Source organism: Microbacterium sp. GbtcB4 (assembly GCF_019091465.1).
GTDB classification, from domain to species: Bacteria; Actinomycetota; Actinomycetes; order Actinomycetales; family Microbacteriaceae; genus Microbacterium; species Microbacterium paraoxydans.
The window spans coordinates 113355-137773 of record NZ_JAGXJJ010000007.1; the positions used below are offsets into that span (position 1 = coordinate 113355).

Here is a 24419-nt window from a genome sequence, read left to right on the forward strand (position 1 = left end):
GGCGCATGCGCCGCTTCCCCGCCTCCGTCTACCGGGTCGGGGACGAGCCCGATCCCCGGTTCTCCCTCGCCAACGAGCGCACGTTCCTGGCGTGGACCCGAACCGGCCTGGCGCTGATCGCGGGTGGCGTCGCGCTCGAGGTCCTCGGCCTCGACCTGCACCCCGGGTTCCGGCTGGCCGCCTCGCTGCTGCTGATGATCGCCGGTACGGCCGTGGCGCCGCTCGCCTGGTTCGAGTGGATGCGGGCCGAACGCGCTCTCCGGCAGGGACGACCGCTGCCTGGCGCGCTGTCGGCGGTGGTGCTCGCGGTGGTCGTGGTGACGACGGGGCTGCTCGTCCTCGCCGGGGTGCTGTGGCGCTGACGGAGCCCTGCCGATGACCGCCCCCGATACTCCGGTGCCCGACACCTCGGCGCCCGATCTGTACGACCCCGGGTTGCAGCCGGAGCGCACGGAGCTGGCCTGGCGGCGCACGGCCCTCGCGATCGCGGTCGGCTCGCTGCTGTCGCTGCGGGTCTTTCCTCTCGTACTGCCGAGCGGCGCCGAAGGGTGGGGCCTCGTGCCGGGCGTGCTGGGCGTCGGCACGGCGGCGCTGCTCTGGATCGCCGCTCGCCGTCGGCAGCGTCGGACGACCGCGGTACTCACCGCGCGGGCGCGCGGGCCGCTGCCGGGCGGCGCACTCCCGCTCGCGCTGACGGTGTTCGCGACCGGGTTCGGTCTCGTCGCCCTCGCGCTCGTGGCGGTGACGCTGCTCACGCGCTGACACCCAGGAGCGCGGGGCGATCACGACAGATGCCGTGACCGCCCCGCCTCCCCTCGCCGCCCTCCCTCAGTCCGCGAGGAGGAACCGCGCGCCGCGTTCGCCGATCATGGCCGCGGGCGCGTTGGTGTTGCCGGTGGGCACGGTCGGCATGACCGAGGCGTCGATCACCCGGAGCCGCTCGATCCCGCGCACCCGGAGCTGCGGATCGACCACCGACTCCGGGTCGGAGCCCATGCGACAGGTGCCGACCTGGTGGTGATAGGTGATGGCGGTGCGGCGCACCCACTCCTCCACGTCGTCGTCCGCCACGTCCGGCCCGGGGTAGACCTCGACCGCTCCCCACTCCTCGGCGAGCGCGGGCTGCGTGCCGATCCGGCGGCACTGGCGCACGGAGGCGGCCAGGGCATCGACGTCTCGTTGATCCTCCAGCGCCGCCAGGTCGATGTGCGGCAGGTCGTCGAGGCCGGGACCGGTGAGGCGCAGCTCGCCGCGGCTGTACGGCGTCACCAGGCCCGCCATGAGCGTGAACCCGTCGGTGCCCTTCGGCTCGAGCTCTCCCCACATCGGGACGGAGAAGTGGATGGGCTGCGTGTCCGGCTGCGCGAGGCCGTCGCGGCTGCGCCAGAACAGGTGGCTCTGCGTGACGGAGACCCCCGGCTGCGGCGGGCCGACGGGCTTCTTCTCGGTCGCGAAGACGACCGGCGACAGGAGGTGGTCGTGCAGGTTCTTGCCCACAGCGGGGGCGTCGAGCACGACGGGGATGCCGAGCGCACTCAGCTCGTCGGCGGGACCGATGCCCGAGCGGAGCAGGATGACAGGAGTGCCGAGTGCACCCGCCGAGAGGATGACCTCGTCCGCGAACACCTCCTCGGTCTCGTCGCCCTCCCCCAGCCGGATGCCGACCGCACGACCGTCGCGCACGATCACCGAGTGGACGGCGCGACCGGTGAGGATCGTCATCCGGTCGGCGACGGGCTGCGCGTACACGGTCCAGGTGTTGACGCGCCGTCCGTCCTTGATCGTGACCTGCTCCTGGGAGACCCCGTCGAGCGTGCCCCCGTTGTAGTTCGGGTTGCGCGGCAGCCCCTCCTCCACGGCGGCGTCGATGATCGAGGCCTGGATGGGCGCGAGCGCGTAGTCATCGGTCACGGGCAGCAGGTCGTTCTCGATCGCGTCGTAGCTCGGCTCGACCTCGGCCCAGCCCCATCCGGTCGCGCCGGCCGCCTCCCACGCGTCGTAGTCGGAGGCCGCGCCGCGCACCCAGATCATGGCGTTCAGCGCGTGCGACCCACCGGTGACCTTGCCGCGAGGAAGATGCAGCCGACGACCGGCCGCGTGCGGCTGCGGCACGGTGAAGAAGTCCCAGTCCTCGGCGGAGTGCCACAGCTCGCCCGCCCGCGAGGGGTCGTGGATGGCCGGGTTCGTGTCGTAGCCGCCCGCCTCGACGAGCGTCACCGCGACACCGGCGTCGGTGAGACGCCGCGCGACGATGGCGCCCGACGTACCGGCCCCGACGACGATCGCGGAGCGCACCGCACCGTTGTTCGCCGCGGTCACGCTCACGCCTTCCGGCCGGGTCCGGAGACGACCTGGGTCACGGCGACGGACTTGAGCCCCTCGACGCCGAACTCCAGCCCGTAGCCCGAGCTCTTCACGCCGCCGAACGGCACCATCGGGTGCAGCCCGCCGTGCGAGTTGATCCACACCGTGCCGGACTGCATGCGCGCTGCGACGGCGCGGGCCTCCTCCGGGTCGCTCGCCCACACCGAGGCGCCGAGACCCACGTCGAGGGCGTTCGCGAGCGCGAAGGCCTCGTCGACGTCGCTGTACCGGATGACGGGGAGCGCGGGACCGAACTGCTCCTCCTGCACGAGCGCCGCGTCGTTGTCGATGTCGGCGACGATGGTGGGCCGGTAGAACAGCTCGCCGAGGTCGGCGGCCGGCTCTCCACCGGTGACGATCCGGGCGCCGCGGCTCCGCGCATCGTCGACGAGGCGACTGACGATGTCGAACTGCGGGCGGTTCTGCAGCGGCCCGAGCACGTTGCCCTCGTCGAGCCCGTTCCCCATCGGCACCTGCGCGGCGATGGCGGCGAGCGCGTCCACGACCTCGTCGTACACGGAGTCGTGCACATAGAGGCGCTTCATGGCGGCGCAGGTCTGTCCGGTGTTGATGAACGCCCCCCAGAAGAGGTCTTCCGCGATCGCGGAAGGGTCCGTGCCGGGGAGCACGATGCCCGCGTCGTTGCCGCCCAGTTCGAGCGTGAGGCGGGCGAGGTTGCCCGCGGAGCTCTCGATGATGCGGCGCCCGGTCGCGGTGGAGCCGGTGAACATGATCTTGGCGATGTCGGGGTGCGAGGAGAGGCGCGCACCCACCTCGCGGTCGCCGGAGACGCCGATGAGGACGTCGGCGGGCAGCACGTCGTTCATCACCGCGAGCATCGCCATGACGCTCAGCGGGGTGTACTCGCTGGGCTTCGCGACGACCGTGTTGCCCATGCGCAGCGACGGCCCGATCTGCCAGATGGTGATCATGAGCGGCCAGTTCCACGGCCCGATGGCGCCGACCACGCCGGCCGCCTTGTACACGAGCTCGGCGTGCAGCGTCTCGTCGTCGACGAGGACCTGCGGCTCCAGGACGGTGGTGGCGTTGGTGCGCAGCCAGGCCGAGCAGGCGCCGAGCTCGAACCGCGCGTTGGGGCCGTTCAGCGGCTTCCCCTGCTCCCGCGACAGGAGGTAGGCGAGCCCTTCGGCGTTCGCGTCGATGGCGTCGGCCGCGGCGAGGAGGAGCGCGCTCCGCTTCTCGTGTCCGAGCGCTTCCCACGCGGGCTGCGCGGCCTTCGCGCGGGCGATGGCGTCGTCGAGGTCGGAGACCGTGGCCACGGGCGCGCGTCCGATGACCTCCCGCGTCGCGGCGTCGGGGATCTCGCGCCCCTCGCCCTGCGGGGCCTGGATGCGGTCGAGCAGCGCCGCAGCGGCGGAGGCCGCGGAATCGGCTGGTCCGTGGTCGACGGCTACGGGAACGGCGGAATCGGACATCGGTGTCTCTCCTTCGAGCGGGTCACGGCGCGGACGCCGGTCTTCTTCTCATTCTCGGTCGGCCCTTCCCGCCGCACTTGTCGCGGAGCGCGCCGGAGATGTCCCCGCGCGAAGGATGCGCTCCCGCGCCGGTCCCGCGTGAGCGAATCGGGCCCCTGTGAGCGAATCGGCCCCCGTCCGGTCCGTGAAGCCGGGAAACACCGGGCGCGGCATGCGCCATCGTCGCCTCGGATCCCACCACGCCGGCCCTCGCACCTGCGGCACTCCCCCGCGCATGCGGATCTGCCACCCCGAGGTGTCCAGGGTGCGGTGGTGATGCCAGCACAGCGCGACCCCGTTGTCGGTGTGCGTCGGGCCCCCGTGCGCGTGCTCCGTGACGTGGTGGATCTCGCACCAGGCGGCGGGGACGTGACACCCGGGGATGAGGCACTCGCCGTCCCGCACGCCGATCGCCCGGCGCTGCGCCGGGGTGAAGATCCGGTCGCTCGACCCGAGCCCGACGATCCTCCCGCCTGCCCCCAGCACGACCCGCTGGACCGTCCCTCCGCACGCCGTGTGTGCGGCCACCCGCGTCGACACCGGCGTCTCGACGCCCTCGACCCGCGCCCAGCCGCGCCCCGTGGCATAGTCCTCGGCGCCGACCGTGACCACGAGTGTCGGGGCCCCACCGCCCAGCCGTGGCATGTCGTCGTGCCGGGCCGCGATCCCCAGGGCCGCCGCGAGCGCGTCGTGCTGCTTCTGTGCCCGCGTGCGCCCGTCGGCCATCCCGCCGGGGTCGCCAGACGGGAGCACATCGTCGTCCGGAGACACCGCGGTGTGCCGCCACTCAGCATCCGCGAGTTCCGCGGACGGCACGAAGTGCACGCCGGGAAGCGGCGGCCCGTCGACCTTCGGGTTCAGGTACGCGTCCCAGATCCGCTGCAGCTGCCCCGCGACCTCGGGCAGCAGTGCGCCCCGGACCGGGATCACACCGTCCTTGGCGCGCCCCAGCACCAGACCGCGAGCGCGCAACGCGATGTCTTCCGCGGGCTCCGCGCCGTCGGGGTCGAGGTACTGCACGATGAGCTGCGCCCGCACCCGCAGCTCCTCGGGCGTCGGCGCCGGACCGGGCTCGTTCTCGTCATCCTCACTGTTCTCGTCGTCGCTCTCCTCACCCCGAGCGACCTCCGCGAGATACGCGTCGGCCTCCCAGCGGTCGGCGAGGCGCACGCGAGGGCCGGCCTGCTCGATCGGCCCGGTCGCGGCCAGCAGCCCGGTCACGCCGATCGCCGCGTCGAGGAGCGCTTCACGCAGCGCCGGCCACCGCGCCGGCAGCCACTCCCCGGAGGAGAGATCGACCTCGCGTCGCACCAACCGCGCAGCCTTCACCAGGCGCGCGGCGGACGCGCCGTCGGTGCGGAGCACACGCTGCAGCAGCTCGTTCATCGAGCGGCAGCCGAACCGTCCGCAGAACGCCGGTTCCCCGGACCCCGCCGGACGCGGATCGACGCTCGCCACCGCGTCGACGATCACGGCCTCCACGCGTCGCTGGATCTCACCCGCGACCCGCAGCAGGTCCATCATCGCCCCGGCATCGAGAGCGCCTACGGTGCCGGACTGCAGCACGGCGTCGAGAGCGACGACCGTGTCGTCGAGAACCGCTGCCGGGGTGCTTTCCATACGACGATTCAACAGAGGGCCACCGACATTGCGAGGCCGGATTACCCCTGCTCAGAGCGATATTCCAGTACGCGCGAAGGACTCCTCCTGCACGCGAAGAGACGCGCAATCACCTCTCCACACCACCGCCGCACCCCAACGACCCCGTCACGGGATACGACCGTCACGCCCGGTCGAAGTCCTCGAAGATCAGGATCGTCCGTGTCGAGCGGATCGACGGGATCGCCTGGATGTCCTCCAGCACGATGCGGCGCAGGTCGCGGGCGTCATTGGCGCGCACCAGCAGCAGCACGTCGAAGTCGCCGCCGACGAGCGCCATGTGCTCGATCTCCGGGATCGCCCGGAGCCGCGCGCTCACCTCCTGCCACGTGGCCTGTTCGATCGCGAGGGTCACGTACGCGCTCGCGTGATGCCCCAGCAGCACGGGGTCGGTGCGCACGGTGTAGCCGGTGATCACTCCGGCATCGGTGAGGCGCTTGATGCGGGCATGCGCCCCCGCGCGGGAGATGTGCACCGCCTCGGCGATCGCGGTCATGGACGCCCGCGCATCCCGCCGCAGCTCCGCGAGGATCGCGCGATCCGTCTCGTCCAGCGCCGCCATGGCACCCCCCTCCCGTCCGGGAAATCCTGACATTTCGGAAGCCATTGTGGCATGTCTCGAGCAATCGTCCACGATCCCTCGACGGATCTTGGATGACTGTCGCACGCGCGGCATGCTGTCCTCATCGAGTTCGGCAAGGAAGGCGGACGGATGCACCCCCACGACATGCTCCCGCGAGACACCGCGGTACGACTGATCGCCGAGGACGGGACCACCCTCCCCGACGAGGCCTACGCGCTCCCCGCCGCCGACGTCCTGCTGGCGGCCTACCGCGGCCTCGTCGAAGGCCGTCGCATCAACGATCAGGCCGGCGCGCTCGTGCGCCAGGGCCGCCTCGCGGTCTACCCGTCGTCGCACGGCCAGGAGGCCTGCCAGGTGGCCGCGGCGATGGCACTCGGCGACACCGACTGGCTCTTCCCCACCTACCGCGACTCGGTCGCCGTGATCGCCCGCGGCGTCGCGCCTGCGGAGGCGATGGTGCTCCTCAAGGGTGACTGGCACTCGGGCTACGACGTGCGCGCGCACCGCGTCGCCCCGCAGGCCACCCCGCTGGCGACTCAACTCCTGCATGCGGTCGGCTTCGCGCAGGCGGCGAAGCACCGCGGCGAGGACACCGTGGTGCTCGCGCTCTGCGGCGACGGCGCGACGAGCGAGGGCGACTTCCACGAGGCGATGAACTTCGCGGCGGTGTTCCACGTGCCCGTCGTGTTCTTCGTCCAGAACAACGAGTTCGCGATCTCGGTCCCCCTCTCCCGGCAGACCGCCGCCCCCTCCCTCGCCCACAAGGCGGTCGGCTACGGCATGCCGGGGCAGCGCGTCGACGGCAACGACGTGGCCGCGGTCCTCGCGGTGCTCACGGAGGCCGTGGACCGCGCCCGCGCCGGTGGCGGCCCCTCCCTCGTCGAGGCGCACACCTACCGCATGCAGGCGCACACCAACGCCGACGACGACACCCGCTACCGCCAACGCGAGGAGGTGCAGGCCTGGCTCGCCCGCGATCCGCTGCTCCGCCTGCGCGCGCACCTCACCGCGACCGGCGCTCTGGACGACGAGGCAGAGTCGCGCTTCGCCGCGGGCGCGGAGGAGATCGCCGCCGCCATGCGCACCGCCCTGAACACCGATGCGGAGCTCGACCCGGAAGACCTCTTCCGCTTCGTGACCGCGACCCGCTCGCCGCAGCGTGAGGAGCAATGGCGGCTCCTCCGCGACGAGATCGCCCGCTCCCACCCCGCCGAGACGATGACGACCGGAGGCCCCCGATGACCATCGCCGAGCACGAGACGCCGGTCGCGACGGACGCCGCCACCACGACGACCATGACCATGGCCGCCGCCCTCAACCGCGCCCTCGCCGACGCCCTCGCCGCGGACTCTGACGTGGTCGTGTTCGGAGAGGACGTCGGAGCCCTGGGCGGCGTCTTCCGCATCACCGACGGACTCACCGCCCGCTTCGGCGAGGACCGCTGCTTCGACACCCCGCTCGCGGAGTCCGGCATCATCGGCACCGCCGTCGGCATGGCGATGAACGGGATGCGCCCCGTCGTCGAGATGCAGTTCGACGCCTTCGCCCTCCCCGCGTTCGAGCAGATCGTGAGCCATGTCGCGAAGCTCGGCAACCGCACCCGCGGCGGGATGCGCATGCCGCTCGTGATCCGCATCCCGTTCGGCGGCGGCATCGGGGGCGTCGAGCACCACTGCGACTCGTCCGAGGCGTACTACGCGCACACGCCCGGCCTCACCGTCGTGAGCCCGTCCACCCCGCAGGACGCCTACTCGCTGCTCCGGGCAGCCATCGCCTCGCCGGACCCGGTGGTCTTCCTCGAGCCCAAGAAGCTCTACTGGTCGAAGGGCGAGGTCGACACCGCGGTGACGGCGGAGATCGGCGCGGCGCGCATCGCCAGGGAGGGCTCCGACGTGACCCTCCTCGCGTACGGAGCCTCCGTGCCGCTCGCGCTGGAGGCGGCGGAGGTCGCCGCGGGCGAAGGGCGCAGCGTGCAGGTGGTCGACGTGCGCTCCCTCTCCCCCTTCGACGACGAGACGGTCACCGCGGCGGTGCGGTCCACGGGACGCGCGGTCGTCATCGCCGAGGCCCCGGGATTCGTCAGCGTCGCCTCCGAGATCCAGGCCCGGGTGTTCGAGCGCTGCTTCGAGTACCTGGAAGCCCCCGTGCGGCGGGTGACCGGGTTCGATACCCCGTACGCGCCGCCGAAGTTCGAGCACTGGTACCTGCCGGACGTCGATCGGGTGCTCGACGCGATCGACACGTTGCACTGGGAGGACGACGTATGAGCACCCCGGTGAAGACCGCAACCCGCGTGTTCCGCCTCCCCGACCTCGGCGAAGGACTCACCGAGGCCGGCCTCGTGCAGTGGCTGGTGGCCGTCGGCGACACGATCGCGACCGATCAGGCCATCGCCGAGGTCGAGACCGCGAAGAGCGTCGTCGAACTGCCCTCGCCGTTCGCGGGTGTCGTGACGGCGCTGCACGGCACGCCCGGCGACACCATCGACGTCGGCGCCCCGGTGCTGGAGGTCGCCGACCCCAGCAGCGAGGAGACCGCGTCCGCGCGGCAGGCCCCCGCCGCGCAGCCCGAGCACGAGGCGTACCGGCAGGAGGAGCGTGCGGGGTCGGGCAACGTCCTCATCGGATACGGCACCTCCGCGTCCGCCTCGACGGGTCGGCGACGTCGCCCCGCGGCACCACGCCCCACACCGGCACCCGCCTCGACAGCGCCCGCACCGGCGGCCCCCGCCCCTACCGCTCCGGAGTCGCCCGCACCGGCCTCCCGCGAGCCCGCGCGACCCGCGCCGGTCGCCGTCCGGTCGCCGCTCGTGCGGCGCCTCGCCCGCGACCTGGGCCTCGACGTGCACGCGATCTCCCCCACCGGAGCGGACGGGGCGATCACGCGCGCCGACGTGCTGCGCGCCGCCGTGGACCACGCGGTGGACGGCGTCGCCGCGGCCCCGACGCCGACCTCCGCGACCGCTCCCACCGGCGAGATCGACGGCCTCCCGGTTCGCAGTCGCGAGCGCCTGTCCCCGCTGCGCCGCACCGTGAGCGCCCGGCTCGCCCGCAGCCGCTCGGAGATCCCCGAGGCCACCGTGTGGGTCGACGTCGACGCCACCGAGCTCTGGAATCTCCGCGGGCAGATGGCTCCCGAGGGCGCGAAGGCCCCGTCGATCACGGCGCTGCTCGCGCGCTTCGTGCTGCTGGCACTGGAGGACTACCCGGTGCTCGCCTCCCGGCTCAGCGACGACGGCTCCGAGCTGATCTCGTTCGAGGGCGTGAACCTCGGCGTCGCGGCCGACACCGAACGCGGTCTCCTCGTCCCGGTCGTCCCGCACGCGCACCGGCTCACGGTCACCGACCTCGATGTCGCCCTGCGCGAGCTCGCGGCCACCGCGCGCACCGGCACGCTGCCGCCCGAGCGCCTCCGCGGATCGACCTTCACCCTCAACAACTACGGCGGGCTCGGCGTCGACGGCTCCGCGGCGATCATCAACCACCCCGACGTCGCGATCCTCGGCATCGGCCGGATCATCGAGCGCCCCTGGGTCGTGGACGGGGTGATCGTGCCGCGTCGCATCGTCCAGCTCTCGCTCGTGTTCGACCACCGGGTCTGCGACGGCGGGTATGCGGCCGGATTCCTCCGCCGCGTGGTGGAGCTCATCGAGCATCCGCTCCGCGCCTTCGGGCGGGTCTGAGGTCGACCCGGCCGGCGAACCCTCGTGGGCGGAGCGCCGATACGCTACGCTCGGCGATTACTGACCGATCATTCGGTAAGTCATCGCCGACGTACCCGCGTCGGCGCTCCCCCCTCGCAGAACAACGGAGTTCGCATGACCTCAGCCACCGCAGCCGCCTCGTCGACCGGAAGGATGCCCGCCGAGGAGCGGCGCGTCCTCGCCGGCACCCTCGTGGGGACGTCGATCGAATGGTACGACTTCTTCATCTACGCCCAGGCGGCGGGCCTCGTGCTCGCCCCGCTCTTCCTCGCCCCCATCGCGGAGTCGAGTCCCGGGCTCGCCCAGGTGCTCTCCTTCGCGACCATCGGCATCTCGTTCCTGTTCCGCCCGCTCGGCGCGATCGTCGCCGGACACCTCGGCGACAAGCTCGGCCGGAAGAAGATGCTCGTCTTCACCCTCGTGATGATGGGGCTGTCCACCTCCCTCATCGGCCTGCTGCCGACGTACGCCGCCATCGGCGTCGCCGCCCCGATCCTCCTGATCCTCCTGCGCATCCTGCAGGGCTTCTCGGCCGGCGGCGAATGGGGCGGCGCGGCGCTCATGGCCGTCGAGCACGCCCCGACGGCGCGACGCGGCCTCTTCGGCGCGTTCCCGCAGATCGGCGTGCCGGTCGGCATGATCCTCGCCACCTTCACCCTCTGGGCGCTCACGAGCTCGATGTCCCCCGAGGCCTTCCTCGAGTGGGGCTGGCGCATCCCGTTCCTGCTCTCGATCGTGCTCATCGCGGTCGGCTACGTCATCCGTCGCGCGGTCGACGAGAGCCCCGTGTTCGAAGACCTCCGTCGCCGTCGCAAGGAGGCGTCGGCGCCCCTCGGGCAGCTCTTCCGGGCGCACACGAAGCAGGTCGTCCTCACGGCCGTCATCTTCATCGCCAACAACGCCGCGGGCTACCTGCTGATCGCCTTCTTCGCGACGTACGCGGTGACGGGTCTCGGCATGGAGCGCCCGCCGGTGCTGCTGGCGACCACGCTTGCCTCGTTCGGCTGGCTGATCTTCACACTGTGGGGCGGTGCGCTGTCCGACCGCCTCGGCCGCATCCGCACGTTCCAGATCGGGTACGTCGCCCTCGCCGTGTGGGCCATCCCGATGTGGTTCCTCATCGACACCGCGAACATCGTCTGGTACTTCGTGGCCCTGTTCGTCATGACGTTCGCGCTCGGACTCTCGTACGGCCCGCAGGCGGCGCTGTACGCCGAGATGTTCCCCGCGAACGTGCGCTACTCGGGCGTCTCGATCGGCTACGCCCTCGGGGCCATCCTCGGCGGCGCGTTCGCACCGATGATCGCGGAGGCGCTGCTGAACCAGTTCCACGCCGCGTGGACGATCGGCGTGTACATCGCCGTCGCGTCGATCATCTCGCTCATCGGCGTCTCGCTGGTGAAGGAGACGAAGGGCGTGGATCTCAGCGTCTGACTCCTGGTCCGGGATCGCGGCCGGCCGTATGCCTGTGCCATAATTACCTTACGATCGGTCAGTAATTCACGACCGGCCGCTCCCGGACCACACCAGGACGACGAAGTCAGGAGATCCGCATGCCAGAGGCCTACCTCGTCGGAGGCGTCCGCACCCCCGTCGGCCGCTACGGCGGCACCCTCTCCGCCGTCCGTCCCGACGACCTCGCGGCGCTCGTCGTCGGCGAGGCCGTGCGTCGCGCCGGGCTCGACCCGGCGCGTACGGAGCTGGACGAGGTCATCCTCGGCGCCGCCAACCAGGCCGGAGAGGACAACCGGAACGTCGCCCGGATGGCCGTGCTCCTCGCCGGTCTCCCCGACACCGTGCCGGGCATCACGGTCAACCGCCTGTGCGCCTCCGGGATGTCCGCCGTCACCATGGCCGCGCAGGCGATCCGCGCGGGCGACGCCGATCTCCTCGTCGCCGGGGGCGTCGAGTCGATGACACGCGCCCCCTGGGTGCAGGCCAAGCCGGAGAAGGCGTGGGCGAAGCCCGGAGCCGCGTTCGACACCTCGATCGGCTGGCGCTTCCCGAACCCGCACCTCATCGCGCGGGACAAGGCCACCTTCACGATGCCGGAGACGGCGGAGGAGGTGGCCCGCGTCGACGGCGTCACGCGCGCCGAGGCCGACGCCTTCGCCGTCCGCTCGCAGCAGCGCGCCGCCGCCGCGATCGCCGCCGGCCGCTTCGCCCCGGAGATCGTCGGCGTCCCGGTCCGCGACGGCGAGGTGCTCGTCGACGAGGGCCCGCGCCCGGATACCACCCTCGAGGTGCTCGCGCGCCTCCGTCCCGTCGTGGCCGGCGGAGAGGTCGTCACGGCCGGCAACTCCAGCGCCCTCAACGACGGCGCCTCGGCCGTGCTCGTGGCGAGCGCCGAAGCCGTCGAGCGCCACGGCCTGACGCCCCGCGCGCGGATCGTCGTCGGCACCTCGGCCGCCCTGGCTCCGGAGATCATGGGACTCGGACCGGTCCCCGCGACGGAGAAGGCGCTGCGCCGCTCGGGGCTCTCCCTCGACGCCATCGGCGCCGTGGAGCTCAACGAGGCGTTCGCCTCGCAGTCGCTCGCCTGCATCCGGCGGCTCGGCCTCGACGAGGACCGCGTGAACGCCGACGGCGGCGCCATCGCTCTCGGCCACCCGCTCGGCTCGTCCGGCTCGCGCCTGCTCGTGACACTGATGGGACGCATGGAACGCGAGGACTCCCGTTACGGCCTCGCCACGATGTGCGTCGGCGTCGGCCAGGGCGCGGCCGTGATCCTGGAGAAGGTGTGAGGGGCGCGGACGAGCCGCTGCTCGTCACCCGCACCGCGGACCGCGTCGTCGCGACCCTGAACCGTCCGCACAAGCGCAACGCGATCGACCAGGCCACGATCGACGCCCTGCACGCGCTGTGCGCCGAGCTGGAGGAGACGCCGCGCACGCTCATCCTCACCGGCGCCGACGGGGTGTTCGCGGCGGGCGCCGACATCGCCGAGCTTCGGGACCGTCGTGCCGACGACGCCCGTCGCGGCATCAACGCCCACGCGTTCGTCCGCGTCGCGGAGCTGCCGATGCCCGTGATCGCCGCGATCGACGGCTACGCGCTCGGCGGTGGCGCGGAACTCGCGTATGCCGCCGACATCCGCCTCGCGACCCCGACCCTGAAGATCGGCAACCCGGAGACCGGCCTGGGCATCCTCGCCGCCGCCGGAGCGAGCTGGCGGCTCAAGGAGATCGTGGGCGACGCCCGTGCCATCGAACTGCTGCTCACGGGGCGCACCGTGCACGCCGAGGAGGCCCTCCGCATCGGGCTCGTCTCCTCGCTGCACGAACCCGCCGATCTCCTCGGCGCCGCCCACGCGGTCGCCGACCGCATCGCCCGCAACGACCCCGCGGCGACCATCGCGACCAAGCGGGTCTTCCGGGCGCCGCGCGACCAGCACCCCGCAGCCGACCTCGAGGAGCAGGCCGCGCTGTTCGAGAGCCCGGAGAAGCACCGTCGCATGACCGCCTTCCTGGAACGGAGAGACCGATGAGCACGCCCTCCTCCCCCGAGGCCGCAGTCCCGACCCGCGTCGGCGTGCTGGGTGGCGGACGCATGGGCGCCGGTATCGCCCACGCCTTCCTCCTCGCCGGATCCCCCGTGACCGTCGTCGAGCGGGACGACGCCGCGGCCGCGGCCGCTGCCGCCCGCGTGTACGGGTCGATCGAGGCCTCGCTCGCCCGCGGCACGGCGATCGAGACGGCCGAGGCCTACCGGGCGCGGTTCGCGACCGGGACCGACGCCGCCCTGTTCGCGGACTGCACCCTCGTCATCGAGGCCGTCCCGGAGGAGCTGTCGCTGAAGATCGACGCCCTCACCCGTGTCGAGCAGCACCTCGCGGACGATGCGGCGCTGGCGTCCAACACCTCGTCTATCTCGATCGACGAGCTCGCCGCGGTGCTCGACCGCCCGGCGCGCTTCCTCGGGATGCACTTCTTCAACCCGGTGCCCGCCTCGACCCTCGTGGAGGTGGTCCGTGGCGGCGCGACCGCGGAGACTCTCGTCGCGGACGCGGCCTCCTGGGTCCGCGCGCTGGGCAAGACGCCCATCGTCGTCGCCGACGCCCCGGGTTTCGCGTCCTCTCGCCTCGGCGTCGCCCTCGGCCTCGAGGCGATCCGGATGCTCGAGGACGGCGTCGCCTCCGCGGCCGACATCGACGCGGCCATGACCCTGGGCTACAAGCACCCGGTGGGACCGCTCCGGCTCACCGACATCGTCGGGCTGGACGTCCGGCTCGGCATCGCCGAGTACCTCGCGGCACAGCTCGGCCCGCGCTTCGAACCCCCGGCCCTGCTGCGTCGCCTCGTCGCGGAGGGGCACCTCGGCCGCAAGAGCGGACGCGGCTTCTACGAATGGGACGACTGATGAAGGGAACCCCCATGACCGAGATCCTCCCCAGCTACGTGCAGGGCTCCTGGTGGACGCCCGCCTCCGACGCGGACGCCACCGCGGTGCGCGACGCCTCGACCGGGGAGACGGTGGCCCGCGTCTCCACCGCCGGTCTCGACCTCGGTGCGGCGCTCGACTTCGCCCGCACCACCGGCCAGGCCGCGCTCGGGGAGCTCACGTTCCACCAGCGCGCCGTGCTGCTCAAGCAGCTCGCGCTCGCGCTGACCGCCCGCAAGGAGGAGCTGTACGCGCTCTCCAGCCGCACCGGCGCCACCGCGCAGGACTCCTGGGTCGACATCGACGGCGGCATCGGCGTGCTCTTCGCGTACTCCAGCAAGGGCCGCCGCGAGCTGCCGAATGCGAAGGTCTACGTCGACGGCGCCGTGGAGAACCTGTCCCGGGACGGCTCCTTCCTCGGTCGGCACATCTACACCCGGCTGCCCGGGGTGGCGGTGCAGATCAACGCCTTCAACTTCCCCGTGTGGGGCTCGCTGGAGAAGTTCGCGCCGGCCTTCCTCGCCGGTGTCCCCACGGTCGTGAAGCCCGCCACCCCCACCGGCTACCTCACCGAGGCCATGGTGCGGGTGATGGTCGAGTCCGGACTGCTGCCCGAGGGGTCGCTGCAGCTCGTGTCCGGCAGCGTGCCCGACCTCTTCGACCACCTCCGCCTCGGCGACCTCGTCGCGTTCACCGGCTCGGCGTCGACGGCGGAGCGGCTGCGGGCTCACGACGCGGTGCAGACCGGCGGGGTCCGCTTCACCAGCGAGACCGACTCGATCAACGCCTCGGTCCTCGGCACGGATGCGGCCTCCGGCACCCCGGAGTTCGACGCCTACGTGAAGCAGCTCGTCGCGGAGATGACGTCGAAGGCCGGGCAGAAGTGCACCGCGATCCGGCGGGCGATCGTGCCGGAGGACGCGGTGGACGACGTGATCGCCGCCGTGCGCGACCGGCTCGCCGCGCGGATCGTCGTGGGCGACCCGCGCGCGGAGGGCGTGACGATGGGACCGCTCGCCTCGACGGCCCAGCGCGACGAGGTGCTCCGGCAGGTGGCACGGCTCCGCGAGGGTGGAGGCGAGCTCGTGATCGGCTCCCCTGAGACGCCGACGGTCCGCCGCGCGGACGGCAGCGAGGGCCCCGCGGAGGACGGCGCGTTCGTGGCGCCGATGCTCCTGCGCTTCACCGATGCGACCAGCCCCGCCGTGAACGAGATCGAGGCGTTCGGCCCCGTCTCCAGCATCCTCGGCTACCGCACGCTGGACGAGGCGGCGGCGCTCGTGGCCCGCGGCGGCGGCTCGCTCGTGACGAGCGTCGCGACGCACGACCCGGAGGTCGCGACCACGCTCGCCGCGGGGATCGCCGCGTACAACGGCCGCGTGCTCTTCCTCGACCGCGACGACGCCCGCAGCTCGACCGGCCACGGCTCCCCGCTCCCGAACCTCGTGCACGGCGGCCCCGGTCGCGCCGGCGGCGGCGAGGAGCTCGGCGGCATCCGGGCGGTGCTGCACCACATGCAGCGCACCGCGGTGCAGGGCTCCCCGGAGATGATGACCGCGCTCACCGGCGTCTGGCACCAGGGGGCCTCGGCCCGCCCGTTCGACACCGACGACGGCGTGCACCCCTTCCGGAAGTCGCTGGCGGAGCTGCGCATCGGCGATCAGGTCGTCAGCCCCTCGCGCACCGTCACCCTCGACGACATCGAGACGTTCGCGGCGTTCACGGGCGACACGTTCTACGCGCACATGGACGAGGCGTCGGCGGCGGCGAACCCGTTCTTCCCCGGACGCGTGGCCCACGGCTACCTGCTGGTGTCGTGGGCGGCCGGGCTCTTCGTCGATCCGGCTCCCGGTCCCGTGCTCGCGAACTCCGGGCTGGAGAACCTGCGCTTCGTGACCCCGGTGTCCCCCGGCGACGAGATCCGCGTCGAGCTCACCGCCAAGCAGATCACGCCGCGGGAGACCGACGAGTACGGCGAGGTGCGCTGGGACGCGGTCCTGAAGAACCAGGACGACGAGCTCGTCGCGACCTACGACGTCCTGACTCTCGTCGCGAAGGAGCTCACCCCCGCCTGATCCCGAGACCCCGGGTTCTCGTCGAGGCCCCGCCCTTCCCACGCGGATACGGCGGGGCCTCGGCGCGAAGACGGGGTTTCGGGGTCAGGGGTGGCGGAGGCCGTCGAGGGCGATCGCGACGACGTCGTCGGCGAGACGGTCGGCGCCCTCGCGACCGCCGGGGCGGTACCACTCGACGATCGAGTTGATCATGCCGAACGTCAGGCGGGCGACGACGGCCGCGTCGATGTCGGAGCGCAGGGCGCCCTCGGCCTGCGCCTCCGCGACGAGGGCCGTGATGCGACGGTCGAACGCCCGGCGCCGGGTGAGGGCGCGGCGCTCGACGTCGGTGTTCCCGCGCACGCGCAGCAGCAGCGTCACGGCGGGGAGCTGGTCCACGAGCACATGCACGGCCCCGCGGAGCACGTGCTCCAGGCGGGCGACCGCATCGACGGCTCCCCCGCTGTCCGGGAGGGGCGCGTCGACCACGGCTTCGAGCCCGCCGAGAGCGCTGTCGAGGGCACGGTCGAGCATCTCGTCCTTCGACCCGAAGTGATGGTAGATCGCCGACTTCGACAGCCCGAGGCGCTCGGCGAGCATCCCGATCGAGGTCGCGTCGTAGCCGTGCTCGTTGAAGGCGGCCACCGCGACGGCGAGGATCCCCTGCTGGTCGTACCCGGGGCGGCCGCGCCGCGTGGTCTGCATCTCGGACATCCCCCTCAGTCTCGCACCGCCCGCCGCGCGCATCGCGGAGGTCGACGCCGAGACCCCCGCGTGTCAGCGCAGGTCGTAGACGCGCTTGTACTTGCCCTCGCTGCGCGGCAGCGCCCCCGGCTCCTCCAGCCGCACGGCGACCGACGAGCCGATGAACACCTTGATGCGCTGCACCAGCACCTGCGCCGCCGCCTCGCACGTCTCCACGGACAGGTCGGGGTGCCGCTCGATACGGACGGTGAGGGCGTCCATCCGCCCTTCCTTCGTCAGCTCCAGGATGAAGTGCGGCGTGAGCTGCTCGATCCCGAGCACCAGCTCCTCGATCTGCGTCGGGAAGAGGTTGACGCCGCGCAGGATGATCATGTCGTCGTTGCGTCCGGTGACCTTCTCCATCCGCCGCATACCCGGACGCGCCGTGCCGGGGAGCAGGCGGGTGATGTCGCGCGTGCGGTAGCGGATGACGGGGAACGCCTCCTTGGTGAGCGAGGTGAAGACGAGCTCGCCCCGTTCGCCGTCCGGCAGCGCCTGCAGGGAGTCGCCGTCGATCACCTCGGGCAGGAAGTGGTCCTCCCACAGATGCGGGCCGTCCTTGGTCTCGAGGCACTCGTTGCCGACGCCCGGCCCCATCACCTCGCTGAGCCCGAAGATGTCGAGGGCATCGATGCCGAGCCGCTGCTCCAGCTCGTGCCGCATCTCGTTGGTCCAGGGCTCCGCGCCGAGCACCGCGACCTGGAGCGAGGTGGACCGCGGGTCGATGCCCTGCGCGGCCATCGCGTCGGCGATCGTGAGGAGGTAGCTCGGGGTGCACAGGATCGCGTCCGGCTCGAAGTCGCGGATGAGCTGCACCTGCCGGGCGGTCTGTCCGCCCGACATCGGGATCACGGTGGCGCCCAGGGCTTCGATGCCAGCATGCGCCCCCAGCCCGCCCGTGAACAGGCCGTACCCGTAGGCGTTGTGCACCTTCATGCCGCGCCGGATGCCGCTGGCGCGGAGCGACCGGGCCACCAGCGTCCCCCAGCGGTCGAGGTCGCCGCGCGTGTAGCCGACGACGGTCGGGCGGCCCGTGGTGCCGCTGGACGCGTGGATGCGGGCGACGTCGGCCATCGGCACCGCGAACATCCCGAACGGGTACGTCTCGCGCAGATCGTCCTTGGTGGTGAAGGGCAGCCGGTGCACGTCGTCGAGCGTGCGGATGTCGTCGGGATGCACGCCCGCCTCGTCGAACTTCCGCGTGTAGAGCGGTACGTTGCGATAGGCGTGCTGCACGGTCCACTGAAGGCGCTCGAGCTGCAGGCGCTCGATCTCGGCGCGGCTCATCCGCTCCTCGGGGTCGAGCTCGTCGGTCGTCGGCGGGCGGAGGGCGGAGGCGGGGGCGGTCATCGTCGACACGGGGACTCCTCGGAACGGCGGATCAGAAGGTCTGGGAGGTGGTGCGGGAGCGGCCGCGGAACTCGGCGACCGCGTCGCCCTGCTCGTCCACGACCGTCACGTCGTAGAGGCCGGAGCGACCGGTGCGGGTGCGGCGGACGGCCGTCGCGGTGAGCGTCTGGCCCGCGACGGTGGGCTTGAGGAACGAGATGTCGGCACCGGCGGCCACCGTCACCCGGTCGTCTTCGTTGCAGGCGATCGCGAAGGCGGTGTCGGCGAGCGCGAACACGAGCCCGCCGTGGGTGATCTGGAAGCCGTTGGTCATGTCCTCACGGACGTGCATCGACACGACCGCGTGCCCCGGGTCGTCGCGTTCGACCACGAGCCCGAGCATCGCCGAGGCCCGGTCGCGTTCCATCATGGCCCGGTTCGGCCGCACGGCCTCCGCCGTATCCGTCGCCTCCGTCATCGCCGACCTCCTCGTCGCGCTGGGACGGGACGACCGCGTCCCGTCCGCCCATACTAACTGAACGATCGGTCAGTAACGCAAGGGCGTCGGGGACGCGGGTGGGGTCACTCGATCCGGAACGGCGTCCGCAGCGTCGCGTCCTCCACGGTGACGCCGGTGATCACCGCCGCCGGGTCGGAGAAGTCGCGATCCGCGCGGAAGCGGATCGTGCCTCCCTCGCGCGTGGACCACTCGTAGAAGTACTCGCCGGACGAGACCACGCGGAGGAACGTGCCCTCAGGGAAGGCCGCGACCGCCTCCGTCAGCGGAGCGCCGATCCGGACTCCCCCGGCGGCGGGCAGCGCGGCGCCGTCCGGCTCGACGTCGCCCTGGATGTTCGCGATGCCGGCGGTGACCGCCGCCAGCGCATCCCCCTGCTCGGCGAAGTGCAGCACGAGGCGGGACGTCCCGTCGGCGCTCACGACGCGCACCTGCCGGTCGGACCAATCGAACTCCTCCACGGTGGCCCCCGGGATCGCCGCCACCGCCTTCTCGCGCGAGGTGCCCAGCACGAGGGGGCCCACACCCGTCGTCGTCATCTCCCAGTCGCTCCACGGAGCGGCAGGGTCGGCGGGCACCGGGGTCTCGGCGACCAGCGGGTCGTCCGTGAGCTCCTCGATGAGCGCGGCTTCCGCCTCGACCGCCCGATCCCGCAGGAGCAGAGCAGCGCGCTCGGCGTCGAACGCGGAGCCGTCGAGCGCCGGCTGCCGCAGGTGCACGACGACGTTGCCGACGGCGGCGAAGGCGTGGTGCGCGCGCCAGGGATTTCCGCCCGCGTTCATGGTCATCGTGCCGGCGAAAGCCCGCACGCCCTCCTCATCGGGCACGGCGACCGCGTCGAAGGTGCCTTCACCCCGAGCGTCGAACTGCGCGCAGCGGTCGACGGTCGAGGCGAGCAGGTCCATGCGCTCGGCCGCCACGTCCTCCGACGCGAATTGGAGGATCTCCTGCTTGCCGCTGTTCTGCGTGTCCTCGGCGTCCGCCCAGGGCACCGTGCGCGCCCCGATGCTGAACATCGAGGTCTCCATGATCAGCATCCCGCACACGGACGGGGTGAAGTCCGGGCCGCCCCCGTCCGCGTACTGCAGCAGAGTGTCGTCGACCTCACCCGCCGGCGGCGCGGACGGAAGCAGGTCGGCGACCTCGGCCGGCGTGAGCGCGAAGGCGTCGAGGTCGTCCCCCACGAACAGGAGCGGGCCGTCGTACGGCTCCGGCGTCGGCGTCTCCGTCACCGGAGAGGCGGTCGCCGTGGGCGTCGCCTCCGGGGTCGCCGCGCATCCGGGCACGGCGATCAGCACCGCTGCCGTCGCCGCCGCGAGGAACGCCGCGCCGCGCCTCTTCCGCCTCCCGGGCACCGCAGCCGTCATGAACCCCTCCGAGTGGTCTCGTGCGCACCGATGCGCGCCCCTGAGGGAAGGATAGCGGTCAGGATCCGGGACTCAGGACGGCGGCGGCCGCCCGCTGTGCGTCCGCCGCGGTTCTCGCGCCGCTCGCGCCCTCGGCCGCTCGCCGGCAGGCATCGGCGTCCACGGCGTCGAGCGCGGCCGCCACCCGCCCGAGGGCGCGCGGCGTCATCGACAGCGAGGTCGCTCCGAGCCCGACCAGCACGGGGGCGAGTGCCGGGTCACCGGCCGCCTCCCCGCAGATCCCGACCGGCTTGCCCGCCGCCCGTCCCGCTGCCCCGACCGTCCCGATCAGCCGCAGCACCGCCGGCTGCCAGGGATCGTTGAGATCGGCGAGCGCACTGGACAGCCGGTCCGCAGCCAGGGTGTACTGCGCGAGGTCGTTGGTCCCGAGACTCACGAAGTCCACGACCTCGAACAGCTCGGCGGCCAGCAGCGCCGCCGCCGGGGTCTCGATCATGATCCCCGCTCTGTCCAGGCCCGCGGCACGGCACCGTGCGGCGAAGTCCGCCGCCTCGTCGACCGTGGCGACCATCGGGGCCATGACCTCCACCTCGGCGGACTCCGCATCGGCGGCCCTGGCCAGCGCGCGCAGCTGGTCGTCGAGCAGGGCGGGCCGGCGCCGGGAGAGGCGCAGACCCCGGACGCCGAGCGCCGGGTTGTCCTCGTCGTCGTCGTTCGCGAACGGCAAGGGCTTGTCGCTCCCCGCATCCAGCGTGCGCACGACGACCTTCCGCCCGGGGAATGCGCGCAGCACCCCGCGGTACGCCTCGACCTGCTCCTCGATGCTCGGCGCCTCCGTCCGGTCGAGGAAGCAGAACTCGGTGCGGAAGAGTCCGACCCCCTCGGCGTGCGCAGCGGCCGCGCTCCCGGCGTCCGCGGCCCCTCCGACGTTGGCCAGGAGCGGTACGCGGGTCCCGTCCGCGAGACGGCCCCGTCCGTCGAAGGTCACCACGACCGCCGCGGCCCGCGCCTCGGCGATCTCCGCCTCGTCCGGGTCGACGTGGATCGTGCCGCGATCCCCGTCGACGAGGAGCATGGCCCCCTCCGGGATGCCGGTCGCCCCTGGCACTCCGACCACGGCCGGGAGCCCCAGCGCCCGCGCGATGATCGCCGTGTGCGACGTGGGTCCGCCGTCCGCGGTCACGAGAGCGACGCAGCTCCCGCCGTCCAGCGCTGCCGTGTCGGCGGGAGCGAGGTCGGTCGCGACGAGCACGAACGGCTCGTCTCGTTCGGGGACGCCTGGCATGTCCACCCGGAGGATCTCGGCGATCATGCGATCGCGGACGTCACGGATGTCGGCGGCGCGTTCCGCCATCCTCCCGCCGAGCGCCGCGAGCGCCGCCTCATGCGCCGCGGACGTCTCCCAGACCGCCCGCGCCGCCGTCCGCCCCTGTGCGCGCACGAGGGCGGTGGCTTCGGCGACGAGCTCCGGGTCCGAGGCGAGGAGCCGGGACGCGTCCAGGATCGCCCGCGCCTCTCCGCGGGCCCGTTCGGCGCGCGAGCGCAGCTGATCGGCGACGGCGACCGCCGCCCACTCGATCGTGGAGACCTCCGCCTCCCGACCCTCCGGCGGGACGACGGTCTCGGCATCCGGTTCCGGGAGTGCCGGCGCGAGGGACACCGCCCTCGCGGCCACACGTCCCGGGCTGACGCCGCGGCCCTGCAGCTCGGATCCGGAGACGATCTCCGGCGTCGGCGCCGACTCGTGGTCGGCCCGGGCTCCCGCCTGGTCGTCGCCGGCGGTGGCGCGCGCGGGCGCGGTTCCGGGGCTGCCGGCGGCGCCCTCGTCCGTCTCGACGCCCTCGCCGAACCCGCCCTGGAAGAGCGACACCAGGCGGTCGATCGCCGCCTCCGCGTCGGCTCCCCGACCCGTGAGCTCGATCTCGGTCCCCTGACGTGCTCCGAGTGCGAGCAGCCGGGTCAGGCTCCCGGCCGCGGCTTCCGGGCCGTCCGGCAGCCGCCGCAGGCGCACGTCCGCGCCCGCCGCCGATTCCGCGATCAGGGCGGCGGGCCGGGCGTGGATGCCGAGAGGGTTGCGCACCCGCACACGACGGGACACCGTCTCCCCGGCCGGCTCCGACCCGTCAGGAGCGGGCTCCGCGGGCGACGTCTCGGTGTCTTCTACCGTCGCATCGTCCGTCGGGCCGAGCTGACCTGTCTTCGCGGCGAGGGCCGACGCGGCTTCAGCGGCGACCGCATCGAGGTCGCCCCCGGCCGCCGCGGCCACGACCGCGGCGAGGAGCCCCTCGACGAACGGCGCGGGCGCGAGCCGCACCGGCACGTCGCTGCTGCGCAGTTCCAGCGCGAGCTCGGCGCTCAGCACGGCCGAACCGAGGTCCATGAGCACGAGCACGCCGTCGACCTCGGCGGCGAGCTCGTCGATCGCCGCCGAGACCGCGACGGCGTCCGTCCCCAGGATCGGCGCGCCGTCCGCGTCCACGCCAGCGCCGGCCGCCACGCGGACCTGCACGCCGCCGCCCGGCACCATCTGCAGGGCGAGTTCGAGTGCCGCCTCCCCGAGCCGGGCACTGTGGGAGACGGCGACGATCCCGATCATCCGGCGTCCGCGAGGGCCGCCGCGAGCGCCTCGAACAGGAGCGCGGTCGAGGCGGCACCGGGGTCGAGGTGACCGGCGCTGCGCTCACCGAGGTAGCTCGCCCTGCCCTTCCGGGCGACGAGCGGCACCGTGGCGTCGCGACCGGCGACCGCGGCATCCGCCGCCGCCCTGGCAGCGGCCGCCGTATCCGCACCTCCGGCGAGGGCCGTGTCGAAGGCGTCCACCGCGGGGGCCATCGCATCGAACATCGTCTTGTCGCCCGCCTCGGGCTTGCCCCGCGCGACGATGCCCTCGAGGCCCGCCCGGAGCGCGGCGGCCAGCGCCGGTCCGTCGAGCGACGTCACCGCACCGGCGGACATCCCCATGCGCAGGAAGAACGTGCCGTAGAGGGGGCCGCTCGCGCCGCCCACCGAGCTCACCAGCGTCATGCCGACGGTCTTGAGCAACTCGTCGATCGTCGCGGGCGTCGTCGCCGCGAGCTTCTCCCCGACCGCCGTGAAGCCCCGCGCCATGTTCGCGCCGTGGTCGGCGTCCCCGATCGCGGAGTCCAGTTCCGTGAGCCAGTCGCGCTGCGCGGTGACGGCCTCGCGGTACCGGGAGATCCAGTCGACGAGGACGTCGGTGCCGACGGCCGCCATCACGCGCCCCACCGCAGGCCGGGGGTGTTCACCGGGGCGTCCCACAGCCGCAGCAGCTCGTCGTCGGCCTTCAGCACCGTGACGGAGCACCCGGCCATGTCGAGGGAGGTGATGTAGTTGCCCACCAGGTTCCGCGCGATCTGCACGCCGGACTTCTCCAGGATCGCGGCGACCTCGCCGTACATGAGGTAGAGCTCGATCAGGGGCGTGGCGCCCATGCCGTTGAGCATCACGATCGCGGGTCCTGCCGCATCGAGGTCGCCGAGGATCGGCTCGACGAGCTGCCGGGCGATCTCCGACGCGGGGGCGAGCGGCTCACGGTGTCGGCCCGGCTCTCCGTGGATGCCGATGCCGATCTCCATCTGGTCGTCGGGGAGGTCGAAGGTGGGCTTGCCCGCGGCGGGGACCGTACAGCTGGTGAGGGCCATGCCCATGGAGCGCCCCTGACCGTTGATGCGCTTCGCGAGGTCGACCACGGCCGCGAGGTCGCGGCCCTCCTCCGCAGCGGCCCCCACGAGCTTCTCCAGCAGGACCGTGAGGCCGACGCCTCGGCGTCCCGCGGTGTAGAGCGAGTCCTGCACGGCCACGTCGTCGTCCACGACGACCGTGCCCACCTCGATCCCTTCCATGGCGGCGAGTTCGGCGGCCATCTCGAAGTTCAGCACGTCGCCCGTGTAGTTCTTGACGATGTGCAGCACGCCGGCGCCGCGGTCGACCGCCTGGGTGGCGACCTGAACGCGGTCGGGGGTGGGCGAGGTGAAGACCTCGCCGGCGACGGCCGCGTCGAGCATGCCGGTGCCGACGTAGCCGCCGTGCAGGGGCTCATGGCCGGATCCGCCGCCGGAGACGACGGCCACCTTGCCCTGCGCCTTCGGTGTCGCCCGGGTGATGACGTGGTTCTCCAGGTCGACCGAGAGTTCGGGGTGCGCGGCGGCGACGCCCTTCAGGGACTCGACGAGGACGTCCTCCGGGGCGTTGATGAGCTTCTTCATCCTGCGATCTCCTTCGAT

General features: G+C 72.8%; 21 protein-coding genes. 10 read left to right on the top strand and 11 right to left on the bottom strand.

The genetic code is table 11. From position 1 onward, the window contains the following. Nucleotides 1-5 precede the first annotated feature (5 nt). A complete protein-coding gene (locus KVS71_RS12570; protein WP_025103854.1) occupies nucleotides 6-362 on the top strand; it encodes a YidH family protein in 357 nt (118 codons plus the stop codon). A gap of 13 nt (nucleotides 363-375) precedes the next feature. Continuing rightward, nucleotides 376-762 (top strand): DUF202 domain-containing protein, encoded by a 387-nt coding sequence (locus tag KVS71_RS12575; RefSeq protein ID WP_254635729.1) that lies wholly within the window; start codon nucleotides 376-378, stop codon nucleotides 760-762. A gap of 66 nt (nucleotides 763-828) precedes the next feature. Here the strand turns inward: KVS71_RS12575 and KVS71_RS12580 are convergent, their stop codons facing one another. From KVS71_RS12580 to KVS71_RS12595, 4 genes are all read right to left on the bottom strand, one after another. After that, nucleotides 829-2319 carry an FAD-dependent oxidoreductase gene (locus KVS71_RS12580; protein WP_217584714.1) on the bottom strand — a complete coding sequence of 497 codons (1491 nt, stop codon included), beginning with the start codon at nucleotides 2317-2319 and terminating at the stop codon, nucleotides 829-831. Nucleotides 2320-2321: 2 nt separating this feature from the next. Continuing rightward, the gene (locus KVS71_RS12585) at nucleotides 2322-3800 is read right to left on the bottom strand and encodes an aldehyde dehydrogenase family protein (protein WP_254635730.1); all 1479 of its coding nucleotides are present in this window, start codon (nucleotides 3798-3800) and stop codon (nucleotides 2322-2324) included. A gap of 48 nt (nucleotides 3801-3848) precedes the next feature. Continuing rightward, complete coding sequence (locus tag KVS71_RS12590) at nucleotides 3849-5459, bottom strand: HNH endonuclease signature motif containing protein (RefSeq protein ID WP_217584715.1); 1611 nt, start codon at nucleotides 5457-5459, stop codon at nucleotides 3849-3851. 163 nt (nucleotides 5460-5622) lie between these two features. Continuing rightward, on the bottom strand, nucleotides 5623-6060 hold the full coding sequence (locus KVS71_RS12595; RefSeq protein WP_071327392.1) for an Lrp/AsnC family transcriptional regulator: 438 nt from the start codon (nucleotides 6058-6060) through the stop codon (nucleotides 5623-5625). Between the two features lie 150 nt (nucleotides 6061-6210). On the opposite strand from KVS71_RS12595, the gene KVS71_RS12600 reads away from it, so the two are divergent. The 8 genes from KVS71_RS12600 (at nucleotide 6211) to paaZ (ending at nucleotide 16239) form a co-directional block, all read left to right on the top strand. Then, the gene (locus KVS71_RS12600; RefSeq protein WP_105949420.1) at nucleotides 6211-7323 is read left to right on the top strand and encodes a thiamine pyrophosphate-dependent enzyme; all 1113 of its coding nucleotides are present in this window, start codon (nucleotides 6211-6213) and stop codon (nucleotides 7321-7323) included. Further along, nucleotides 7320-8348 (top strand): alpha-ketoacid dehydrogenase subunit beta, encoded by a 1029-nt coding sequence (locus tag KVS71_RS12605; protein WP_105949419.1) that lies wholly within the window; start codon nucleotides 7320-7322, stop codon nucleotides 8346-8348. Before KVS71_RS12600 ends, KVS71_RS12605 begins: the two co-directional genes overlap by 4 nt. Continuing rightward, a complete protein-coding gene (locus KVS71_RS12610) occupies nucleotides 8345-9763 on the top strand; it encodes a dihydrolipoamide acetyltransferase family protein (RefSeq protein ID WP_217584716.1) in 1419 nt (472 codons plus the stop codon). Before KVS71_RS12605 ends, KVS71_RS12610 begins: the two co-directional genes overlap by 4 nt. Nucleotides 9764-9898: 135 nt before the next feature. Beyond that, nucleotides 9899-11218 carry an MFS transporter gene (locus KVS71_RS12615; RefSeq protein ID WP_105949417.1) on the top strand — a complete coding sequence of 440 codons (1320 nt, stop codon included), beginning with the start codon at nucleotides 9899-9901 and terminating at the stop codon, nucleotides 11216-11218. A 119-nt stretch (nucleotides 11219-11337) separates the two neighbouring features. Further along, nucleotides 11338-12528, top strand: a complete 1191-nt coding sequence (locus KVS71_RS12620; RefSeq protein ID WP_105949416.1) for an acetyl-CoA C-acyltransferase — start codon at nucleotides 11338-11340, stop codon at nucleotides 12526-12528. Then, complete coding sequence (locus KVS71_RS12625; RefSeq protein WP_082750143.1) at nucleotides 12525-13271, top strand: enoyl-CoA hydratase/isomerase family protein; 747 nt, start codon at nucleotides 12525-12527, stop codon at nucleotides 13269-13271. The genes KVS71_RS12620 and KVS71_RS12625 overlap by 4 nt, the downstream gene beginning before the upstream one ends. After that, the gene (locus KVS71_RS12630; RefSeq protein ID WP_060923114.1) at nucleotides 13268-14143 is read left to right on the top strand and encodes a 3-hydroxyacyl-CoA dehydrogenase family protein; all 876 of its coding nucleotides are present in this window, start codon (nucleotides 13268-13270) and stop codon (nucleotides 14141-14143) included. Before KVS71_RS12625 ends, KVS71_RS12630 begins: the two co-directional genes overlap by 4 nt. 14 nt (nucleotides 14144-14157) lie before the next feature. Continuing rightward, nucleotides 14158-16239 carry a phenylacetic acid degradation bifunctional protein PaaZ gene (gene paaZ, locus KVS71_RS12635; protein ID WP_217584717.1) on the top strand — a complete coding sequence of 694 codons (2082 nt, stop codon included), beginning with the start codon at nucleotides 14158-14160 and terminating at the stop codon, nucleotides 16237-16239. An 84-nt stretch (nucleotides 16240-16323) separates the two neighbouring features. Here paaZ and KVS71_RS12640 read toward each other — a convergent pair whose 3' ends face one another. The 7 genes from KVS71_RS12640 to dhaK all read right to left on the bottom strand — a co-directional run bounded on the left by KVS71_RS12640 (nucleotide 16324) and on the right by dhaK (nucleotide 24401). Continuing rightward, nucleotides 16324-16932, bottom strand: coding sequence for a TetR/AcrR family transcriptional regulator (locus KVS71_RS12640; RefSeq protein WP_217584718.1), 609 nt, complete (start codon nucleotides 16930-16932; stop codon nucleotides 16324-16326). A gap of 63 nt (nucleotides 16933-16995) precedes the next feature. Further along, nucleotides 16996-18312, bottom strand: coding sequence for a phenylacetate--CoA ligase PaaK (gene paaK, locus KVS71_RS12645; RefSeq protein ID WP_085606910.1), 1317 nt, complete (start codon nucleotides 18310-18312; stop codon nucleotides 16996-16998). A gap of 31 nt (nucleotides 18313-18343) precedes the next feature. Then, entirely contained in the window at nucleotides 18344-18721 is a 378-nt protein-coding gene (gene paaI, locus KVS71_RS12650) for a hydroxyphenylacetyl-CoA thioesterase PaaI (RefSeq protein ID WP_254635731.1), read from the bottom strand. A 152-nt stretch (nucleotides 18722-18873) separates the two neighbouring features. Then, nucleotides 18874-20175: a sensor domain-containing protein gene (locus tag KVS71_RS12655; RefSeq protein WP_217584720.1), complete on the bottom strand. Its 1302-nt coding sequence runs from the start codon at nucleotides 20173-20175 to the stop codon at nucleotides 18874-18876. 58 nt (nucleotides 20176-20233) lie between these two features. Next, on the bottom strand, nucleotides 20234-22771 hold the full coding sequence (gene ptsP / locus KVS71_RS12660; RefSeq protein ID WP_217584721.1) for a phosphoenolpyruvate--protein phosphotransferase: 2538 nt from the start codon (nucleotides 22769-22771) through the stop codon (nucleotides 20234-20236). Then, nucleotides 22768-23409 carry a dihydroxyacetone kinase subunit DhaL gene (gene dhaL / locus KVS71_RS12665; RefSeq protein WP_217584722.1) on the bottom strand — a complete coding sequence of 214 codons (642 nt, stop codon included), beginning with the start codon at nucleotides 23407-23409 and terminating at the stop codon, nucleotides 22768-22770. The genes ptsP and dhaL overlap by 4 nt, the downstream gene beginning before the upstream one ends. Next, nucleotides 23409-24401 carry a dihydroxyacetone kinase subunit DhaK gene (gene dhaK / locus KVS71_RS12670; RefSeq protein ID WP_217584723.1) on the bottom strand — a complete coding sequence of 331 codons (993 nt, stop codon included), beginning with the start codon at nucleotides 24399-24401 and terminating at the stop codon, nucleotides 23409-23411. Before dhaK ends, dhaL begins: the two co-directional genes overlap by 1 nt. Nucleotides 24402-24419 lie beyond the last annotated feature (18 nt).

Excerpts from the sequence above, each read along its gene's own strand:
- KVS71_RS12570 (WP_025103854.1), top strand. The coding sequence starts at position 6 with ATGCGCCGCTTCCCCGCCTCCGTCTACCGGGTCGGGGACGAGCCCGAT.
- KVS71_RS12575 (WP_254635729.1), top strand. The coding sequence starts at position 376 with ATGACCGCCCCCGATACTCCGGTGCCCGACACCTCGGCGCCCGATCTG.
- KVS71_RS12585 (WP_254635730.1), bottom strand. The coding sequence starts at position 3,800 with ATGTCCGATTCCGCCGTTCCCGTAGCCGTCGACCACGGACCAGCCGAT.
- KVS71_RS12590 (WP_217584715.1), bottom strand. The coding sequence starts at position 5,459 with ATGGAAAGCACCCCGGCAGCGGTTCTCGACGACACGGTCGTCGCTCTC.
- KVS71_RS12595 (WP_071327392.1), bottom strand. The coding sequence starts at position 6,060 with ATGGCGGCGCTGGACGAGACGGATCGCGCGATCCTCGCGGAGCTGCGG.
- KVS71_RS12600 (WP_105949420.1), top strand. The coding sequence starts at position 6,211 with ATGCACCCCCACGACATGCTCCCGCGAGACACCGCGGTACGACTGATC.
- KVS71_RS12605 (WP_105949419.1), top strand. The coding sequence starts at position 7,320 with ATGACCATCGCCGAGCACGAGACGCCGGTCGCGACGGACGCCGCCACC.
- KVS71_RS12610 (WP_217584716.1), top strand. The coding sequence starts at position 8,345 with ATGAGCACCCCGGTGAAGACCGCAACCCGCGTGTTCCGCCTCCCCGAC.
- KVS71_RS12615 (WP_105949417.1), top strand. The coding sequence starts at position 9,899 with ATGACCTCAGCCACCGCAGCCGCCTCGTCGACCGGAAGGATGCCCGCC.
- KVS71_RS12620 (WP_105949416.1), top strand. The coding sequence starts at position 11,338 with ATGCCAGAGGCCTACCTCGTCGGAGGCGTCCGCACCCCCGTCGGCCGC.
- KVS71_RS12630 (WP_060923114.1), top strand. The coding sequence starts at position 13,268 with ATGAGCACGCCCTCCTCCCCCGAGGCCGCAGTCCCGACCCGCGTCGGC.
- paaZ (WP_217584717.1), top strand. The coding sequence starts at position 14,158 with ATGACCGAGATCCTCCCCAGCTACGTGCAGGGCTCCTGGTGGACGCCC.
- KVS71_RS12640 (WP_217584718.1), bottom strand. The coding sequence starts at position 16,932 with ATGTCCGAGATGCAGACCACGCGGCGCGGCCGCCCCGGGTACGACCAG.
- paaK (WP_085606910.1), bottom strand. The coding sequence starts at position 18,312 with ATGACCGCCCCCGCCTCCGCCCTCCGCCCGCCGACGACCGACGAGCTC.
- paaI (WP_254635731.1), bottom strand. The coding sequence starts at position 18,721 with ATGATGGAACGCGACCGGGCCTCGGCGATGCTCGGGCTCGTGGTCGAA.
- KVS71_RS12655 (WP_217584720.1), bottom strand. The coding sequence starts at position 20,175 with ATGACGGCTGCGGTGCCCGGGAGGCGGAAGAGGCGCGGCGCGGCGTTC.
- ptsP (WP_217584721.1), bottom strand. The coding sequence starts at position 22,771 with ATGATCGGGATCGTCGCCGTCTCCCACAGTGCCCGGCTCGGGGAGGCG.
- dhaL (WP_217584722.1), bottom strand. The coding sequence starts at position 23,409 with ATGGCGGCCGTCGGCACCGACGTCCTCGTCGACTGGATCTCCCGGTAC.
- dhaK (WP_217584723.1), bottom strand. The coding sequence starts at position 24,401 with ATGAAGAAGCTCATCAACGCCCCGGAGGACGTCCTCGTCGAGTCCCTG.